The organism is Streptantibioticus silvisoli (assembly GCF_027947535.2).
In the GTDB taxonomy this organism is placed as follows: Bacteria; Actinomycetota; Actinomycetes; order Streptomycetales; family Streptomycetaceae; genus Streptantibioticus_C; species Streptantibioticus_C silvisoli.
In genome coordinates, this window is sequence record NZ_JAAGKO020000055.1 from 30,305 (window position 1) to 45,875 (window position 15,571).

Below are 15,571 nucleotides of genomic sequence, written 5' to 3' on the forward strand. Positions count from 1 at the left end.
CCGACACCGCGGTCGGCATCGGCATGCCCGCCATGCCGGCCCCCGACTACCCGGCCGACGTACGGGCCCGGCTCGACGCCGACGCCGCCGAGCTCGTCGCCCGCTACCCCGACTCCCGGTCCGCCCTGCTGCCGCTGCTGCACCTGGTGCAGGCCGAGGAGGGCCACGTCACGGCGACCGGCATGCGGTTCTGCGCCCAGACCCTGGGCCTGACCGGCGCCGAGGTCTCCGCCGTCGCGACGTTCTACACCATGTACCGCCGCAAGCCCTCCGGCGACTACCAGGTCGGCGTCTGCACCAACACGCTGTGCGCGGTGCTGGGCGGCGACGCCATCCTCGACGCCCTGCACGAACACCTCGGCGTCGGCGACGACGGCACCACCGAGGACGGCAAGGTCACGGTGGAGCACATCGAGTGCAACGCGGCCTGCGACTTCGCGCCCGTGGTGATGGTCAACTGGGAGTTCTTCGACAACCAGACCCCCGAATCGGCGAAACGGCTGGTGGACGACCTGCGGGCCGGCCGCCCCGTCGAGCCGACCCGCGGCGCCCCGCTGTGCACGTACCGGGAGACGGCCAGAATCCTCGCCGGGTTCCCCGACCCGCGCCCCGGAGCCGTCGAGGCGTCCGGCGGGGCCGGCCCCGCGTCGCTGATCGGCCTGCGGCTGGCCAAGGGCGAGGCCGGCGCCGGCCGCGTCGTCGCCCCGCGCACCGCGGACCACCCGGCCGGCGAACGGCCGCCGGAACACCTCAGCGCGCACGACGCACCGCAGAAGACCTCGGCCTCCGACCCGGAACACCCGGCCGGACCGGTCTCCGAGGAGGGGGAGGGATGAGCGTGGTGACCGAATCCACCGAACCGGCCGAACCGGACGGCCCCTCGGGCCCCGGCGGCCCGCAGACCAGCCCGGAGAAGCTGCTCTCCCCGGTGCTGTCCGCCTTCTGGGACGAACCGGAGTCGTGGACCCTGGAGACCTACCAGCGGCACGACGGCTACCAGGGCATGCGCACCGCACTGGCCATGCCGCCCGACGACGTCATCGCGCTGGTCAAGGACTCCGGCCTGCGCGGCCGCGGCGGCGCCGGCTTCCCCACCGGCATGAAGTGGCAGTTCATCCCGCAGGGCGACGGCAAACCGCACTACCTCGTGGTCAACGCCGACGAGTCCGAACCCGGGACGTGCAAGGACATCCCGCTGCTGTTCGCCAACCCGCACTCCCTCATCGAGGGCATGATCATCGCCTGCCACGCGATCCGCTCCAGCCACGCCTTCATCTACCTGCGCGGCGAGGTCGTCCCGGTGCTGCGGCGGCTGCACCACGCGGTCGCCGAGGCCTACGCGGCCGGCTACCTCGGCAAGGACATCGCCGGCAGCGGCTTCGACCTCGACATCACCGTGCACGCCGGGGCCGGCGCGTACATCTGCGGTGAGGAGACCGCGCTGCTCGACTCGCTGGAGGGCCGCCGCGGCCAGCCCCGGCTGCGCCCGCCGTTCCCCGCGGTCGCCGGCCTGTACGCCTGCCCGACGGTGGTCAACAACGTCGAGTCGATCGCCTCGGTGCCGGCCATCCTGCACCGCGGCAAGGACTGGTTCCGCTCGATGGGCAGCGAGAAGTCGCCCGGCTTCACCCTCTACTCGCTGTCCGGCCACGTCACCAACCCCGGCCAGTACGAGGCGCCGCTCGGCGTCACCCTGCGCCAGCTGCTCGACGTCAGCGGCGGCATGCGCACCGGGCACCGGCTGAAGTTCTGGACCCCGGGCGGCTCGTCCACCCCGATGTTCACCGAGGAGCACCTCGACGTCCCCCTCGACTACGAGGGCGTCGGCGCGGCCGGCTCCATGCTCGGCACCAAGGCGCTCCAGTGCTTCGACGAGACCACCTGCGTGGTGCGCGCCGTCACCCGCTGGACCGAGTTCTACGCCCACGAGTCGTGCGGCAAGTGCACCCCGTGCCGGGAGGGCACCTACTGGCTGGTCCAGCTGCTGCGCGGCATCGAGGCCGGCAAGGGCACCGCCGAGGACATCACGAAGCTGGAGGACATCGCCGACACCATCAACGGCAAGTCGTTCTGCGCGCTCGGCGACGGCGCCGCCAGCCCCATCTTCTCCTCGCTGAAGTACTTCCGCGACGAGTACGAGGCCCACGTCACCGGCGGGGGCTGCCCCTTCGACCCCGCCCTGTCCACCGTGTGGGCCGACCAGTCCCCCCAGGAGGTGAACGCGTGACCGTCACGACTTCGACCCCCTCAGGGAACGGGGAGGCGGCGGTGCCGCCGGAAGACCTCGTCACCGTCACCATCGACGGTGTCGAACTGTCGGTGCCCAAGGGCACCCTGGTCATCCGGGCCGCCGAGATGATCGGGGTGGAGATCCCCCGGTTCTGCGACCACCCGCTGCTCGACCCGGTCGGCGCCTGCCGCCAGTGCATCGTCGAGGTCGAGGGCCAGCGCAAGCCGATGGCCTCGTGCACCATCACCTGCACCGACGGCATGGTCGTCGCCACCCACCTCACCTCACCGGTCGCCGAGAAGGCGCAGCGCGGGGTGATGGAACTGCTGCTGATCAACCACCCGCTGGACTGCCCGGTCTGCGACAAGGGCGGCGAGTGCCCGCTGCAGAACCAGGCGATGAGCACCGGCCAGGCCGACACCCGCTTCGAGGGCGTCAAACGCACCTACGCCAAGCCGGTGCCGATCTCCACCCAGGTGCTGCTGGACCGGGAACGCTGCGTGCTGTGCGCCCGCTGTACCCGCTTCTCCAGCCAGATCGCCGGCGACCCGATGATCGAACTGCTGGAACGCGGCGCGCTGGAACAGGTCGGCACCGGCGAAGGCGAACCGTTCCAGTCCTACTTCTCCGGCAACACCATCCAGATCTGCCCGGTCGGCGCGCTGACCTCGGCCGCCTACCGGTTCCGCTCCCGGCCGTTCGACCTGGTCTCCAGCCCCAGCGTCTGCGAGCACTGCGCCGGCGGCTGCGCGACCCGCACCGACCACCGGCGCGGCAAGGTCATGCGCCGGCTGGCCGCCGAGGACCCACAGGTCAACGAGGAGTGGCTGTGCGACAAGGGCCGCTTCGCCTTCCGGCACACCCAGAGCGCCGACCGGTTCACCCACCCGCTGGTGCGCGACGCCGAAACCGGTGAACTGCGCGCCGCCAGTTGGCCGGAGGCGCTGGACGTCGCCGCCCGGGGCCTGGCCGCCGCCCGCGGCCGCGCCGGTGTGCTGACCGGCGGCCGGCTCACCGTCGAGGACGCCTACGCCTACGCCAAGTTCGCCCGGGTCGCCCTCGACACCAACGACGTCGACTTCCGCGCCCGCCTCCACAGCGCCGAGGAGGCCGACTTCCTGGCCGCCGCGGTGGCCGGCCGCGGCGTCGACCTGGACGGCACCGGCCTGACCCACACCGCGCTGGAGCAGGCGCCGGCCGTGCTGCTGGCCGGCCTGGAGACGGAGGAGGAGGCCCCCGGCGTCTTCCTGCGGCTGCGCAAGGGGCACCGCAAGCACGGCCTGAAGCTGTGGTCGGTCACCAGCCACGCCACCCCGGGCCTGACCAAGGCCGGCGGTGTCCTGCTGCCGGCCGCCCCCGGCACCGAACCGGAGTGGCTGGACGCGCTCGCCGCCCGCGAGGGACTCGACGAGGCCGGCGACCGGGCCGCCGAGGCGTTGCGGGCGCCCGGCGCGGTGATCCTGGTCGGTGAACGGCTCGCCGGGGTGCCCGGCGGGCTGACCGCCGCCCTGCGGTTCGCCGCCGCCACCGGCGCCCGGCTCGGCTGGATCCCGCGCCGGGCCGGCGACCGCGGCGCGGTCGAGGCCGGCGCGCTGCCCGGCCTGCTGCCCGGCGGCCGCCCGCTGACCGACCCGGCGGCCCGCGACGAGGTCGCCGACGTCTGGCGGGTCGCCACGCTGCCCTCCGGTTTCGGCCGCGACACCGGCCAGATGCTGGCCGCCGCGGCCGACGGCTCGCTCGCCGCCCTGGTGGTGGCCGGCGTCGACCCCGCCGACCTGCCCGACCCGGTCCGCACCCGCGAGGCGCTGGAACGGGTCACCTTCCTGGTCAGCCTGGAGCAGCGGCCCACCGAGGTCACCGGGTACGCCGACGTGGTGCTGCCGGTCGCCGCGGTCACCGAGAAGGCCGGCACCTTCCTCAACTGGGAGGGCCGCGCCCGGCTGTTCGAGGCCGCGCTCAAACCGGACCAGATGACCGCCCGCCACCTGCGCTCCGACGCGCGGGTGCTGGACATGGTCGCCGACGCGATGGACCTGCACCTCGGTCTGCCCGACGTGCGCTCCGCCCGCGCCGAACTGAACCGGCTGGGCACCTGGAGCGGGCAGCGCCCCGGCGCCCCGGCCGAGACCGGCGGTCACCTGCCGGCCCCACGCCCCGGCGAGGCGGTGCTGGCCGCCCACCGCATGCTGCTGGACGAGGGCAGCCTCCAGCGGGGCGACGCCGCGCTGGACGGCACCCGCCACCCGGCACCCGTCCGGCTGTCGCCCGCCACCGCGGCCGAGGTCGGCGTCAAGGACGGCGACCCGGTGGCCGTCACCGGCCCGGCCGGCACGCTCACCCTGCCTCTGGAGGTCACCGACATGCCCGACCGGGTGGTGTGGCTCCCGCTCAACTCCACCGCCGGCGGCGCTTACCGGGGACTCGGTGCGGTCCCCGGGCAAGCCGTCACGATCGGCGCCGCACCCGCGGAGGTGACCCAGTGATCACCACAGCCGCCGAGAACCTCTCGCTCTTCGGACGCGACCCGTGGTGGCTGATCGTCGTCAAGGCCGTGTTCTGCTTCGCGTTCGCGATGCTGACCGTGCTGTTCTCCATCGTGTGGGAACGCAAGGTCGTCGCCTGGATGCAGCTGCGCATCGGCCCGAACCGGCACGGCCCCTGGGGCATGCTCCAGTCGCTCGCCGACGGCGTCAAGCTGATGCTGAAGGAGGACGTGGTCGTCAAGGGCGCCGACAAGGTCGTCTACATCCTGGCGCCGATCGTCGCCGCCATCCCGGCGTTCATGGCCTTCGCGGTCATCCCGTTCGGCCCGGCCGACAACGAGATCTCCGTCTTCGGCACCCGCACCCCCATGCAGCTGACCGACCTGCCGGTGGGCGTGCTGTTCATCCTGGCCACCGCCTCGGTCGGCATCTACGGCATCGTGCTGGCCGGCTGGTCGTCGGGCTCCACGTACCCGCTGCTCGGCGGCCTGCGCTCCACCGCGCAGATGATCAGCTACGAGATCGCGATGGGCCTGTCGTTCGCCGCGGTCTTCCTCTACTCGCACTCCATGTCCACCTCGCAGATCGTCGCGAGCCAGCAGGACAAGTGGTACGTGCTGCTGCTGCCGGTCAGCTTCATCGTCTACGTGGTGGCGATGGTCGGCGAGACCAACCGGGCGCCGTTCGACCTGCCCGAGGCGGAGGGTGAACTCGTCGGCGGCTTCAACACCGAGTACTCCTCCATCAAGTTCGCGATGTTCATGCTGGCCGAGTACGTCAACATGGTCACCGTCTCCGCCGTCGCCACCACGCTCTTCCTGGGCGGCTGGCGCGCCCCCTGGCCGATCACCACGTTCTGGGACGGCGCCAACCACGGCTGGTGGCCGCTGCTGTGGTTCACCGTGAAGATCCAGCTGTCGCTGTTCTTCTTCATCTGGCTGCGCGGCACGCTGCCGCGCATGCGCTACGACCAGTTCATGAAGCTGGGCTGGAAGGTCCTCATCCCGGTCTCCATGGTCTGGCTGATGCTGGTCGCCGCCGTCCGCGCGCTGCGCAACGACAACTACGACTTCGGCCGCATCGCCCTGTACGTCGGCGGCGCCGTCCTGGTGGTGCTGCTGCTGTCGCTGGTGGTCGACGTCTTCCGCGACCGCGGCCGCAAACGCGCCGACGCGGAGGCCGACGCCGAGGCCGACCGCAAGCCGTTCGACCCGATGGCCGGCGGCTACCCCGTGCCACCGCTGCCGGGGCAGACGCTGCCACCGGTGCCGCGCCGCAGGCCGCGCGGGGAACGGCAGTTGGTGCCGGTGAACGGCGAGAACGGGACCGGGACCACGAACGGTGAGGAGACCGGCGATGACCACTGACTCGCCCCGGGATCGCGACCGGGAGAAGAAAGGCACCGGCGGTGACGGCCGCGACAGCCGGGCCGGCCGGGACAAGGACCCGCGCACCTCGTTCGAGAACCCGGTCGCCGGGTTCGGCGTGACGTTCTCGGCGATGTTCAAAAAGCGGCTGACCGAGCAGTACCCGGAGTACAAGAAGCCGACCGCACCCCGCTTCCACGGCCGCCACCAGCTCAACCGGCACCCGGACGGGCTGGAGAAGTGCATCGGCTGCGAACTGTGCGCCTGGGCCTGCCCGGCCGACGCCATCTACGTCGAGGGCGCCGACAACACCGACGAGGAGCGCTACTCGCCCGGTGAGCGCTACGGCCGCGTCTACCAGATCAACTACGCGCGCTGCATCCTGTGCGGCCTGTGCATCGAGGCGTGCCCCACCCGGGCACTGACGATGACCAACGACTACGAACTCGCCGACAGCACCCGCGCGTCGCTCATCTACACCAAGGACGAGCTGCTGGCCGGCCTGACCGAGGAGATGGTCGACTCACCGCACGCCATCTTCCCCGGCGCCGACGAGAGCCACTACTACCAGGGCCTGATCACCGGGGCCGCCCCCGGCACGGTCCGCCAGGTCGCCGTCGGCAAGGGCGAGAAGCGCGCCGACGCGGTGACCGAGGACGAGGTGGCCGCGGCCGGGCAGCCGGACACCACCGCTCACCCGGGAGGGGCCACCCGATGACGACATCCACCGGCGAGGCCGTGCAGTTCTGGGTCCTCGCGATCGTGGCGGTACTCGGCGCGCTGGGCACCGTCACCATGCGCAAGGCGGTGCACAGCGCGCTGTGCCTGGCCGGCACGATGATCGTGCTGGCCGTCTTCTACCTGGCGCAGGGCGCCTACTTCCTGGGCATCGTGCAGATCGTCGTCTACACCGGCGCGGTCATGATGCTCTTCCTGTTCGTCGTCATGCTGGTCGGCATCACCGCCGCCGACTCGCTGAAGGAGACGATCCGCGGCCAGCGGGTCGCCACCGTGGTGACCGGCGTGGGCTTCGGCGTGCTGCTGATCGCCGGCCTGGCCAACGCCCACCTGTCGGCCTTCACCGGCCTGGGCGCCGCCAACTCCGGCGGCAACGTCGAGGGCTTGGCGGCGCTGATCTTCACCAAGTACGTGTGGGCGTTCGAGATCACCGGTGCCCTGCTGATCACCGCCGCGATCGGCGCGATGGTGCTCACCCACCGCGAGCGCACCGAACGCGCCGCCACCCAGCGGGAGATGGCCGAACAGCGGGTCCGCTCCGGCGTCCAGCTCCCGCCGCTGCCCGCGCCCGGCGTCTACGCCCGGCACAACGCGGTCGACATCCCCGGCCTGCTGCCCGACGGCACCCCCTCCGAACTGACCGTCAACGCCACGCTGCGCTCCCGCGGTCAGGTGCGCGACCTCAGCGGCGAGCCGCTGACCCGGGTGCGCGAGCTGGAGGACGGCGCCGACGACTACCTGGACCAGGACCGGCCGGTGCGCCGGGACACCTCCGCAGCCAACGGGTCTTCCGAGGGAGCCGCCCAGTGAACCCGGTCTACTACCTGTACCTCGCGGCGCTGTTGTTCACCATCGGCGCCGCCGGCGTGCTGGTCCGCAAGAACGCGATCATCGTCTTCATGTGCGTGGAGCTGATGCTCAACGCCTGCAACCTGGCCTTCGTCACCTTCTCCCGGCTGCACGGCAACCTCGACGGCCAGATCATCGCGTTCTTCACGATGGTCGTCGCGGCCGCCGAGGTGGTGGTGGGGCTGGCGATCATCGTGACGTTCTTCCGCTCCCGCCACTCGGCCTCGGTCGATGACGCCGATCTGATGAAGCTGTAGACAGGAGCAGTTGACGTGGATCACCTCATCGGAGCCCTGGTCGGGGCACCCCTGCTCGGCGCGGCCGTCCTGTTGCTGGGCGGCCGCCGGCTGGACCGGATCGGCCACTGGGTCGGCACGCTGCTGGCGGCCGTCTCCTTCGCGCTCGGCGTCGCGCTCTTCGCCGACATGCTCAGCAAGGACACCGGCCGGCGGACCTTCACCTCGCACCTGTTCACCTGGGTGCCGGTCGACTCCTTCCGGGCCGACGTCGGCTTCCAGCTGGACCAGTTGTCGATGACCTTCGTGCTGCTGATCACCGGTGTGGGCACGCTGATCCACATCTACTCGATCGGCTACATGGCCCATGACGAGCGCCGCCGCCGGTTCTTCGGTTACCTCAACCTCTTCCTCGCCGCCATGCTCCTGCTGGTGCTGGCGAACAACTACCTGCTGCTGTACGTCGGCTGGGAGGGCGTGGGTCTGGCGTCCTACCTGCTGATCGGCTTCTGGCAGCACAAGCCGTCGGCGGCGACCGCGGCGAAGAAGGCGTTCATCGTCAACCGCGTCGGTGACGTCGGGCTGTCGATCGCCATCATGCTGCTGTTCACCACCTTCAACAGCTTCAGCTTCAGCCCGGTGTTCGGCGCGGTGCGGGACGCCTCCGGCGGCCGGCTGACCGCGATCGGGCTGCTGCTGCTACTGGCGGCCTGCGGCAAGTCGGCGCAGGTGCCGCTCCAGTCCTGGCTGGGCGACGCCATGGAGGGCCCGACCCCGGTCTCGGCCCTCATCCACGCGGCGACCATGGTCACCGCCGGCGTCTACCTGGTGACCCGCTCCGGTGCGATCTTCAACGCCTCGGCCACCGCGCAGCTCGCGGTGTGCGTGGTCGGCGCGGTCACGCTGATCTTCGGTGCGATCGTCGGTTGCGCCAAGGACGACATCAAGAAGGCGCTGGCCGGCTCGACCATGTCGCAGATCGGCTACATGATGCTGGCCGCCGGCCTCGGCCCGGTCGGCTACGTCTTCGCGATCATGCACCTGGTCACGCACGGCTTCTTCAAGGCCGGACTCTTCCTCGGCGCGGGTTCCGTGATGCACGGGATGAACGACGAGGTCGACATGCGGAAGTTCGGCGGGCTGCGCGGCTACATGCCGGTCACCTTCATCACCTTCGGCCTGGGCTACCTGGCGATCATCGGGTTCCCGGGCCTGTCCGGCTTCTGGACCAAGGACAAGATCATCGAGGCGGCGTTCGCCAAGGGCGGCGGCGAGGGCTGGGTGCTCGGCGTGGTCGCGCTGATCGGCGCCGGCGTCACCGCGTTCTACATGACACGGGTCATGCTGATGACGTTCTTCGGCGAGAAGCGCTGGCAGCCGGACGCACAGGGCCACCAGCCGCACCCGCACGAGTCGCCCAAGTCGATGACCGTCCCGATGATCATCCTGGCGTTCGGCTCGGTCTTCGCCGGCGGGCTGTTCAGCCTCAACTCCTCGTTCCTGCACTGGCTGGAGCCGGTCACCGGTTACAGCGAGGGCCACTCGCCGCTGACCGCCTGGCAGGTGTCGGTGGCCACCTTCGTCGTCCTGGTCGTCGGCGCCGGCCTGGCCTGGCAGCAGTACGGCAGGAAGCCGGTGCCGGCCGTGGCGCCACGCGGTTCGGTGCTGACCCGGGCCGCCCGCCGCGACCTGCTCCAGGACGACTTCAACCACGTGGTGCTGGTCCGCGGCGGCGAACACCTCACCCGCACCCTGGTCCACCTCGACCACTCCCTGGTGGACGGCGCGGTCAACGGCACGGCGGCCGGCGTCGGCGGGGTCTCGGCCCGGCTGCGCAAGGTGCAGAACGGCTTCGTGCGCTCCTACGCGGTCTCCATGCTCGGCGGTGCGGCGGTGCTGGTCGCCGCGACCCTGCTGATGAGGGGTATCTGACATGTCCGGTTTCACGTTCCCCCTCCTCACCGTCACCGCGGCGGTGCCGGCGATCGGCGCCATCGCCACCGCCGCGGTCCCGGCCGCCCGGCGCACCGCCGCCAAATGGCTGGCGCTGGCGTTCTCGGTGGCCACCCTGGCGCTCGCCGCCGTGGTCACCGGCCGCTTCTCGCCCGGCGGCGCCCGCTACCAGCTGACCGAGTCGCACGCCTGGATCCGCGACTTCGGGGTCCGCTACGAACTCGGCGTCGACGGCATCGCGGTGGTGCTCATCCTGCTCACCGCGGTGCTGGTGCCGTTCGTCATGCTGGCCGGCTGGCACGACGCCGACCCGCTCGAAGGGCCGGTGCCCAACCGCCGCTGGCGGCCCACCAACGGGTTCTTCGCGCTGATCCTGGCGGTCGAGGCGATGGTGGTGATCTCCTTCGAGGCCACCGACGTCTTCCTGTTCTACATCTTCTTCGAGGCGATGCTCGTCCCGATGTACTTCCTCATCGGCGGCTTCGGCGACCGGGCCGGCGCCACGGGTGACGACGCGGAGGAGCAGGACGCCCGGCAACGCACCTACGCGGCGGTGAAGTTCCTGCTGTACAACCTGGTCGGCGGCCTGATCATGCTGGCCGCGGTCATCGGCCTGTACGCGGTCACCGCCCGCCAGCTGGGCACCGGCACCTTCTCGCTGCCGGAGATCCTGCGGGCCCGCGCGGACGGCCGGCTGCACTTCTCCACCTCCTCGGAGCGGTGGATCTTCCTCGGCTTCTTCTTCGCGTTCGCCGTCAAGGCGCCGCTGTGGCCGCTGCACACCTGGCTGCCCAACGCGATGACCGAGGCCACCGCGCCGGTCGCCGTGCTGATCACCGCGGTCGTCGACAAGGTCGGCACCTTCGCGATGCTGCGCTACTGCCTCCAGCTGTTCCCCGAGGCGTCGAAGTGGGCCACGCCGGTGATCGCCGTGCTGGCGGTGATCGGCATCCTGTACGGCGCGCTGCTCGCGGTCGGCCAGCGCGACATCAAGCGGCTGATCGCCTACGCCTCCATCTCGCACTTCGGCTTCATCATCCTGGGCATCTTCGCGATGACCTCCCAGGCCCAGTCCGGCGCCACGCTCTACATGGTCAACCACGGCATCTCCACCGCCGCGCTGCTGCTGGTGGCCGGCTTCCTCATCACCCGCCGCGGCTCGCGGCGCATCGCGGACTTCGGCGGCGTGCAGAAGGTCGCCCCGGTGCTGGCCGGCACGTTCCTGATCGGCGGCCTGGCCACGCTGTCGCTGCCGGGGCTGGCGCCGTTCGTCAGCGAGTTCCTGGTGCTGGTCGGCACCTTCACCCGCTACCCGGTGCTGGGCATCCTGGCCACCGTCGGCATCGTGCTGGCCGCGCTGTACGTGCTGGTGCTCTACCAGCGCACCATGACCGGCCCGGTCAAGGCCGGCATCGAGGGCATGAAGGACCTCAAGGTCCGTGAACTCCTCGTCGTCGCCCCGCTGATCGCGCTGCTGCTCTTCCTCGGGGTCTATCCCAAGCCGCTCACCGACGTGATCAACCCGGCCGTCAAGGACACCCTGTCCGACGTCCACCGCACCGACCCCGCGCCGCAGATCAACGCCGTCGCGAAGGAGACCGCCAAGTGAGCGCCACGGCAGTTGTCCACAGCCTGTTGACAAGCGCGGCGGCCACGCCGGCGGCCGACCGCATCCCGACCCCGCACATCGAGTACGCCCAGCTGTCCCCGGTGCTGATCGTGCTCGGCACCGCGACCGTCGGTGTGCTGGCCGAGGCGTTCCTGCCGCGCCGGTCCCGCTACTGGGCCCAACTGGGCATCACCGTCGTCGGGCTGGCCGCCGCGTTCGCCGCGATCATCGCGCTGGCGGCCGACGGCTACGCCACCACCCGCGCGCACATCGCGGCGATGGGCGCGGTCGCGGTGGACGGGCCCGCGCTGTTCCTCCAGGGCACCATCGTGCTGATCGCGCTGGTCGCGGCGTTCACCTTCGCCGAACGCCGCCTGGACCCGGTCGCGCACGGCAACCGGGTCGACTCGTTCGCCGCGCAGGGCTCGGCGGTGCCCGGCAGCCCGCAGGAGATGAAGGCGGTCCGGGCCGGCTTCACCACCACCGAGGTCTTCCCGCTGCTGCTGTTCGCGGTCGGCGGCATGATGATCTTCCCGGCGGCCAACGACCTGCTGACGCTCTTCGTGTCGCTGGAGGTCTTCTCCCTCCCGCTGTACCTGCTGTGCGCGCTGGCCCGCCGCCGCCGGCTGATGTCGCAGGAGGCGGCGGTGAAGTACTTCCTGCTCGGCGCCTTCTCCTCCGCCTTCCTGCTGTTCGGCATCGCCCTGCTCTACGGCTACGCCGGCACCGTCGCGTACACCGGCACCGCCACCGCGCCCGGCATCGCCCAGGTCATCGACGGCTCCGCCAACCTCACCCCGGCGCTGGCCAACTCCACCGGCAACGACGCGCTGCTGCTGATCGGCGGTGCCATGGTGATCATGGGCCTGCTGTTCAAGGTCGGCGCGGTGCCGTTCCACCAGTGGACCCCCGACGTCTACCAGGGCGCACCGACCCCGGTCACCGGCTTCATGGCCGCCGCCACCAAGGTCGCCGCGTTCGGCGCGCTGCTGCGGCTGCTGTACGTGGTGCTGCCCGGGATGCGCTGGGACTGGCGGCCGGTGATGTGGGGCGTGGCGATCGTCACCATGGTCATCGGCGCGATCGTCGCCGTCACCCAGACCGACGTCAAACGGCTGCTGGCGTACTCCTCGATCGCGCACGCCGGCTTCCTGCTGGCCGGCGTCATCGCCGTCTCGCCCAGCGGTGTCTCCTCGGTGCTGTTCTACCTGGTCGCCTACTCCTTCGTGACGCTCGGCGGCTTCGCCGTGGTCACCCTGGTGCGCGACGCGGGCGGCGAGGCGACCCACCTGTCGAAGTGGGCCGGCCTGGGCCGCCGTTCACCCCTGGTGGCCGCGGTCTTCGCGGTCTTCCTGCTGTCCTTCGCCGGCATCCCGCTGACCGCCGGATTCGCCGGTAAGTTCGCTGTCTTCCAGGCCGCGGCCCAGGCCGGCGCGGTCCCGCTGGTCGTCATCGGCGTCATCGCCTCGGCCATCGCGGCGTTCTTCTACATCCGCGTCATCGTCATGATGTTCTTCTCCGAACCCCAGCCCGACGGCCCCACCGTCGCGATCCCGTCGCCCCTCACCTCCAGCGCGATCGCCATCGGCGTCGTCGTCACGCTGGTGCTGGGTGTCGCCCCGCAGTACTTCCTGGACCTGGCGGGCAAGGCGGGCGTCTTCGTGCGCTGAGGACGCCTTCGGCGTGCCGGCCGCGCCTTCACCGGCCGGCGTACGCCCCGCGGGACCTCAGCCCGGCGCCCCCGGCCCCTCAACGCCTGCGCAGCTTCACCGTGTTGTCGCGGCGGTGGCCCGGTGTGCCGTCCGGTGCGGTCTGGAGGCGGTCGTGCTCCTCGGCGCGCAGGATCTGCCAGGCGTCCTCGGGCAGCCGCAGGGCGTCGAGCACCTCGGCGGGGGTGGGCAGTTCGATGGCGGGGTGGTCGTGGTGGCCCTCCTCGGCCGGCTGCCAGTGCGGGGGACCGGAGTGGCCGGTGACCAGCAGGACCCCGCCGGGCGCCAGGGCGGCGGCCGCGGTGCGCAGGATGTCCTCGCGCGGCATGGCGAGGTAGGAGTGCAGGAACTGCGCCGACACCAGGTCGAACTCGCCGGCCGGGAAGGACCGCGCCAGGTCGTGCCGCTGCCAGTCGACGCGGTCGGCGACCCCGGCGTCCGCCGCGTGCCGCGCCGCGCGTTCCAGCGCCACCGCGGAGATGTCGACCCCGGTCACCCGCCAGCCGTGCGCCGCGAGCCAGATCGCGTCGTCGCCCTCCCCGCAGCCGAGGTCCAGCGCCCGCCCCGGCGGCAGCCCCTCGGCCTCGCGGACCAGCTCAGCGTTCGGGGCGCCGCTCCAGATCCGCTCGCTCTCCCGGTACCGCGCGTCCCAGAACGCCGCGCCGTCGGTGATCTCCTCGCTCAACGTGTGCTCCCTGCGTCGTCGTCCGCTGCTGACGCCGATGCTCGTCCGGGCCCGGTCCGTTTGACAAAACTTCTTGCCGGAGCGGCAAATGGAACCATGGACGCAGCCCCCGAGCCCCGCCGCCGCTCGTCGCCCGCCGACCACGCCCCACCCGGCGCGAACCCCGCCGACCGCACCGACCATCGCACCGGTGACCGGGCTGACCATCGCACCGGTGACGGGACCGCCGACCCCTCCGACGACCTCACCGGTGTGCTGACCGCCGTCGGGCCGCGGTTGCGGGCGTTGCGCAAGGCGCGCGGTGTGACGCTGGCGCAGCTCGGGGAGTCGACCGGGATCAGCGTGAGCACCCTGTCGCGGCTGGAGGCGGGGCAGCGCAAGCCGACGCTGGAGCTGTTGCTGCCGCTGGCCCGCGCGCACCGCGTCGCCCTCGACGAACTCGTCGGCGCCCCGGCCACCGGCGACCCGCGGGTGCACGCCAAGCCCTTCACCCGGTACGGCCAGACGTTCGTCCCGCTGACCCGGCGGCTGGACGGGCTGGCCGCCTACAAGCAGATCCTCCCCGGCAACGCGTCCGGCGCCACCCCCGACCTCGAACAGCGCGTCCACGAGGGCTACGACTGGATCTACGTGCTGGCCGGCCGGCTGCGGCTGCTGCTGGGCGACCACGACCTGATCCTCACCCCGGGCCAGGCCGCCGAGTTCGACACCCGCACCCCGCACGTCTACGTCGCGGCCGGCCCCGAACCCGTCGAGCTGCTCACCCTCTTCGGCCCGCAGGGCGAACGCATCCACGTACGGGCGAAGCCGAAGGACCGCTGACCCACCACACCGTGCGCCGCGACCGCTCCAGCCCCAGCCCCCGCATCCGGTGAGCCGCGACCGCTCCAGCCCCCGCACCCGGTGCGCCGCGGCCGCCCCAGCCCCCGCATCCGGTGAGCCGCGACCGCCCCCGTCCGGTGAGGCGTCCCCGTCACCCCGGCAGCAGCGCGTCCGCGAACGCCCTTACCGCTGACGGGTGTTGGCTGAACCACAGGCCCAGCTGGTGCGGGGCGTCCTGGACGGTGTGGTGGGTCAGGCGGGAGCGGGTGGTGAGGGCGGCGGTGACCTGTTCGGTGACGGCGGGCGGGATGACGTCGTCCCGCGCGGGCAGCGCGAGCAGCGCCCGGCCGGTGAAGGCGCGGTAGGCGTCCAGCGCGGTGGAGTCCCGCCAGGTGTCGGGGGTGCGGATGATGCCGGTGAACCCGGCGCCGAAGCGCACCGGCCAGGCCGCGCGGGCGTAGACCGCGGGGGCGCACAGGGCGAGCGCGGTGACCCGGTCGCCGTAGTGCGTGACGAGGTCGGCCACCGTCTGGCCGCTCATGCTCCAGCCGAGGAGCGTCAACGGCGCGTCGGCGGGCACGAGCCGGCCGATGACGCCGCACGCCTGCCGGAACCGGCGCTCCAGCGACAGCTCCGCCAGCTCGCCGGTGCTGTCGCCGTGCCCGGAGAAGTCGAACGCCACCACCCGCACGCCCCGGCCCGCCAGCTCCCGCGCCAGCGGCAGCAACCGCTCCGTGCGGCCCGTCCCGGCGCCGTGCAGGAGTACCGCGACCGGGCCCGCCACCTCGTCCCCGGCCGGCCGGGCGGTCGCGCACGCCAGCCGTTCACCGTCGACGTCGACAACCTGCCGCCCGGTGTCGACGACGTACCGGTGCAATTCCTCCGGCACC

13 protein-coding genes are annotated in these 15,571 nt (G+C 71.9%); 11 read left to right on the forward strand and 2 right to left on the reverse strand.

What is annotated here, in order from left to right; genetic code table 11:
• Nucleotides 1-23 precede the first annotated feature (23 nt).
• Genes nuoE through nuoN form a run of 10 tightly spaced genes read left to right on the forward strand, consistent with a single transcriptional unit; the run spans nt 24 to nt 13,135 of the window.
• Nucleotides 24-836 carry an NADH-quinone oxidoreductase subunit NuoE gene (gene nuoE / locus POF43_RS28305; RefSeq protein WP_271321979.1) on the forward strand — a complete coding sequence of 271 codons (813 nt, stop codon included), beginning with the start codon at nt 24-26 and terminating at the stop codon, nt 834-836.
• Nucleotides 833-2,227, forward strand: a complete 1,395-nt coding sequence (gene nuoF / locus POF43_RS28310) for an NADH-quinone oxidoreductase subunit NuoF (RefSeq protein ID WP_271312324.1) — start codon at nt 833-835, stop codon at nt 2,225-2,227. The genes nuoE and nuoF overlap by 4 nt, the downstream gene beginning before the upstream one ends.
• On the forward strand, nt 2,224-4,713 hold the full coding sequence (locus POF43_RS28315) for an NADH-quinone oxidoreductase subunit G (RefSeq protein ID WP_271312325.1): 2,490 nt from the start codon (nt 2,224-2,226) through the stop codon (nt 4,711-4,713). Before nuoF ends, POF43_RS28315 begins: the two co-directional genes overlap by 4 nt.
• Entirely contained in the window at nt 4,710-6,080 is a 1,371-nt protein-coding gene (gene nuoH / locus POF43_RS28320; protein WP_271312326.1) for an NADH-quinone oxidoreductase subunit NuoH, read from the forward strand. Before POF43_RS28315 ends, nuoH begins: the two co-directional genes overlap by 4 nt.
• Nucleotides 6,070-6,798 carry an NADH-quinone oxidoreductase subunit NuoI gene (nuoI, locus tag POF43_RS28325; protein WP_271312327.1) on the forward strand — a complete coding sequence of 243 codons (729 nt, stop codon included), beginning with the start codon at nt 6,070-6,072 and terminating at the stop codon, nt 6,796-6,798. Before nuoH ends, nuoI begins: the two co-directional genes overlap by 11 nt.
• Nucleotides 6,795-7,628 (forward strand): NADH-quinone oxidoreductase subunit J, encoded by an 834-nt coding sequence (locus tag POF43_RS28330; protein WP_271312328.1) that lies wholly within the window; start codon nt 6,795-6,797, stop codon nt 7,626-7,628. Before nuoI ends, POF43_RS28330 begins: the two co-directional genes overlap by 4 nt.
• Complete coding sequence (gene nuoK, locus POF43_RS28335; protein WP_271312329.1) at nt 7,625-7,924, forward strand: NADH-quinone oxidoreductase subunit NuoK; 300 nt, start codon at nt 7,625-7,627, stop codon at nt 7,922-7,924. The genes POF43_RS28330 and nuoK overlap by 4 nt, the downstream gene beginning before the upstream one ends.
• 15 nt (nt 7,925-7,939) lie before the next feature.
• Nucleotides 7,940-9,835: an NADH-quinone oxidoreductase subunit L gene (gene nuoL / locus POF43_RS28340; RefSeq protein WP_271321972.1), complete on the forward strand. Its 1,896-nt coding sequence runs from the start codon at nt 7,940-7,942 to the stop codon at nt 9,833-9,835.
• A 1-nt stretch (nt 9,836) separates the two neighbouring features.
• Nucleotides 9,837-11,465 carry an NADH-quinone oxidoreductase subunit M gene (locus tag POF43_RS28345; protein ID WP_271312331.1) on the forward strand — a complete coding sequence of 543 codons (1,629 nt, stop codon included), beginning with the start codon at nt 9,837-9,839 and terminating at the stop codon, nt 11,463-11,465.
• On the forward strand, nt 11,462-13,135 hold the full coding sequence (gene nuoN / locus POF43_RS28350) for an NADH-quinone oxidoreductase subunit NuoN (RefSeq protein ID WP_271312332.1): 1,674 nt from the start codon (nt 11,462-11,464) through the stop codon (nt 13,133-13,135). The genes POF43_RS28345 and nuoN overlap by 4 nt, the downstream gene beginning before the upstream one ends.
• Before the next feature lie 79 nt (nt 13,136-13,214).
• Here nuoN and POF43_RS28355 read toward each other — a convergent pair whose 3' ends face one another.
• Nucleotides 13,215-13,859 (reverse strand): class I SAM-dependent methyltransferase, encoded by a 645-nt coding sequence (locus tag POF43_RS28355; protein WP_271321971.1) that lies wholly within the window; start codon nt 13,857-13,859, stop codon nt 13,215-13,217.
• 96 nt (nt 13,860-13,955) lie between these two features.
• Between POF43_RS28355 and POF43_RS28360 the strand changes: the two genes are divergently transcribed.
• A complete protein-coding gene (locus POF43_RS28360; protein ID WP_271321970.1) occupies nt 13,956-14,681 on the forward strand; it encodes a helix-turn-helix domain-containing protein in 726 nt (241 codons plus the stop codon).
• Between the two features lie 151 nt (nt 14,682-14,832).
• Here the strand turns inward: POF43_RS28360 and POF43_RS28365 are convergent, their stop codons facing one another.
• Complete coding sequence (locus tag POF43_RS28365) at nt 14,833-15,570, reverse strand: alpha/beta hydrolase (RefSeq protein WP_271321969.1); 738 nt, start codon at nt 15,568-15,570, stop codon at nt 14,833-14,835.
• Nucleotide 15,571: the final 1 nt, after the last annotated feature.